We start from the raw sequence: 3,002 nt of genomic DNA, 5'->3' as shown, positions 1-3,002 counted from the left end.
CGGCGCCGTCGTCAATCAGATGGATTTCCTGGCGTTCGGCGCAAGGCGGGACTTTGATACGCAGACGGCGGGTGGTACGCCGCCCAGCCTGACCACGCGCGGTTTTACCGGGCACGAGACGGTGGATGGCGTGCTCGGCCTGATTCACATGAACGGTCGGATCTTCGATCCGGGCCTGGGGCGGTTCCTGCAAGCTGATCCCGTGATCCAGGCGCCGGATAACGCGCAGAGCTGGAATGCGTACACGTACTGCTTCAACAACCCGCTGACGTATGTCGACCCGACTGGCAGGATGTCGCAGAGCGTTAGGCAAGTTCTGGCGATAGTGATTATCGTCGTTGCCGCCATTACCCAGCAGTACTGGGCCATCAAAGGGGCTGCAGCGTTCTGGTATGCGGTGGGAACGGGGTTCCTGGCTGGATATGCATCGACTGGAACACTACAGGGTGGTTTGTATGGGGCGTTCTCCGGCGCGCTGTTCTATGGCATTGGGACATATTTCCAGAATGCACAATGGGCCCAAGCGACCGCGGCAAACAATGCCTTCGGATCGGGACTCACCTGGGGTGGCTATGGAGCCAAAGTTCTTGCGCACGGCACTGCCGGTGGCGTGATGTCGCGCTTGCAGGGAGGAAAATTTGGCAACGGATTTGCATCAGCTGGCGTGACAGAAGCATTTGCTCCAGCAATCGGCGGCATTGGAAACGGGGAAAGGAGTTACGCCCCTGCCCGAGTGGCTGCTGCAGCGATATTGGGTGGAACCACTTCCGTCATCGCTGGCGGAAAGTTCGCAAACGGCGCGATTACGGCTGCGTTCTCTAGGGCGTTCAACGACGAGATTCACGACAATTCCGCCTGGCCGGATGACGAAAATTACGATTCCAATGATCCGACTTATCACAAGTGGACTGAGGTAAACGCGATTTGCGATGAAAGTGCGGCCGGATGCAGCGTAGTGGAAGTGACACCGCATGCATTGAAATACTCATATCCAAGCGAGGGTGGGCGAGCTACAAGTCCTGGATATTTGGACGGTCGTCCGGTCGTCGTTTACGGCGCCAATCCGTTCTCGACTTCATTCGGCCCTCAGGATATGAATATCCCGGGAGGGCGAGTCATTCAACAGCAAATGGCTGCCGGCATTGTCCGAAACATCACTCTCAGGGATCACGTTTTCTATCCAGGAACCATTACCCGTGTCGTTGTTAGTTCGGGTGGAAAGGTCTGGATGGTGACGCATGGTGTTGGGATCAATACAGCCACACCAAGCACATATGTGAACATTCGACTTGGCGCCTTGAACGATAGCCGCGGCCCAATGCTGTTCCGGGCTCTCGACAGCGAAGTCCGCACATCGTGGCAGGAGATGCATTGATGAAAACAAGAATCCTATTTGTCGAAATTCTTGCTTCTTCTGTTGCAGGATGGATAGTAATTTTTGCGTTGCTGTTCGCATCAGGCGGGCTCAATACGCCTATTTCGTCGGCCTATATCGCGACCCTTTATGCGTTCCTATGTGTGCCAGGCCTTATTGGGGCGTGGATCACGTCATCTGCCCGCCGAGGCATTTCGTGGAAGGGGATATTCCTTATCGTCGTATTGATCAATGTGGCGTTATCGCTGTTGTTCGATTCGTCCCTTATCACTCAACGCACGAAGGGAGTTGGGATGCTTTTTGTTAGCGGCATCGTCACCACACTAAGTTGCAGCCTAGTTTTTCTTCTGGTGCTCGCAGGTGTGCGGCTTTTGCTATCAAGGAAAAAGGAGGTTGCCTAACGATCGCTCAAAGCCACAGCCTCTTCGCGACTCGGCATAATTCAGGCGGCCAATAGATGAGTCACGCCAGAACGGCGTCAGGGACACTTTCTGTAGCCGGCAATCGCAACGAGAACGAGATCGATGCCCGCGGCCGCGTCTGGCGTCGCACCGTCCGCAAGGCCAGTGCGAGCGTCGAGTCCCAGTCGACCTTCACCTTCGACACCGCCACCAATGGGGTGGGACAAGCCACCTCGGAAGCTATCACCGGTGTCTACGACGGCTGGGCTTCACTTGCCGTGACGCAGCCGCAGTTGAATCTGAGCTTCAGCCGCAGTTACAGCTACGACGCGATGGGTCGTCCGCTGGGCAGCACCACCACGATTGACGGTGCCAATTACGCGGTAGCGGTGCAGTACGACACGCTCGGCCGCGCCTGGAAGGCGCTGGATGCCTCCGGCCGATGGGCCAAGACGCTGTTCAATACCCGGGGCATGGCGACCGCCACATGCGCCAGCACTGTGGGCGACACGGCCAGCGCCTGTCCGAACGACAGCAACACCTACCTGCAGAACATCGAGACCGATGCCTGGGGGCACGTCATCAAGGAGCGGCGCGGCAACAGCACCTCGCTGGAGGTGACCCGCAGCTACAAACCCGATACCGGACGTACCTGGTCGATCTGCGCGGGAACGGCGTCCTGCAATCTCATGAGCGAAGGGTACGGGTGGGATGCCAACGGCAGCCTCACCTCGCACGCGAAGGAAAACCGGTACCTCGAGTCCTTCGCGTACGACGACCTCAACCGGCTGACGACGGCCACACTGACGATGCAGGACGGCGTCACGGTCAACCAGGTGGCTCAAACCGTCGAGTACGACCTGCTCGGCAACATCTGCCGACGCACGACCTTGGGCCAGGCGGCCATCGACTTTGCCTACGTCGGTCGGTCGGGGTGTGGGCTTGGCGGTGCGAACAGCATCCACGGCAGCGGCGGAACCGGACTGGCCAGCCCCCATCAGGTGAGCGGCATCGGCACGACGAATACCTATGCCTACGACCCGCGAGGCAACCAGACGGTCAAAGACACGGCTTCAGCGAGCTTCGACCGCACCATCAGTTACTCGCTTGACGACCATGCTCATGAGGCGGTCTCGGGAACGGGCGTGCGCGTGCGGTTCTGGTACGGATCAGACGGAGCACGCTACAAGCGCGAAGACGGCGGCGGAACAACCAAGACGCTCTAT

General features: G+C 58.5%; 3 protein-coding genes. All 3 read left to right on the top strand.

What is annotated here, in order from left to right; genetic code table 11:
• Positions 1–1,375, top strand: a 1,375-nt coding sequence (locus tag ACYVD7_RS10545; protein WP_460762721.1) for an RHS repeat-associated core domain-containing protein, incomplete at its 5' end; no start/stop codon positions are given.
• Positions 1,375–1,776: a hypothetical protein gene (locus ACYVD7_RS10540; protein ID WP_460762718.1), complete on the top strand. Its 402-nt coding sequence runs from the start codon at positions 1,375–1,377 to the stop codon at positions 1,774–1,776. The genes ACYVD7_RS10545 and ACYVD7_RS10540, both read left to right, overlap by 1 nt.
• 56 nt (positions 1,777–1,832) lie before the next feature.
• The coding region (locus tag ACYVD7_RS10535) for a hypothetical protein (protein WP_460762715.1) at positions 1,833–3,002 on the top strand (1,170 nt) is incomplete at its 3' end.

The organism is Lysobacter fragariae (assembly GCF_054779775.1).
This window is presented reverse-complemented; position numbering and strand designations above follow the sequence as displayed.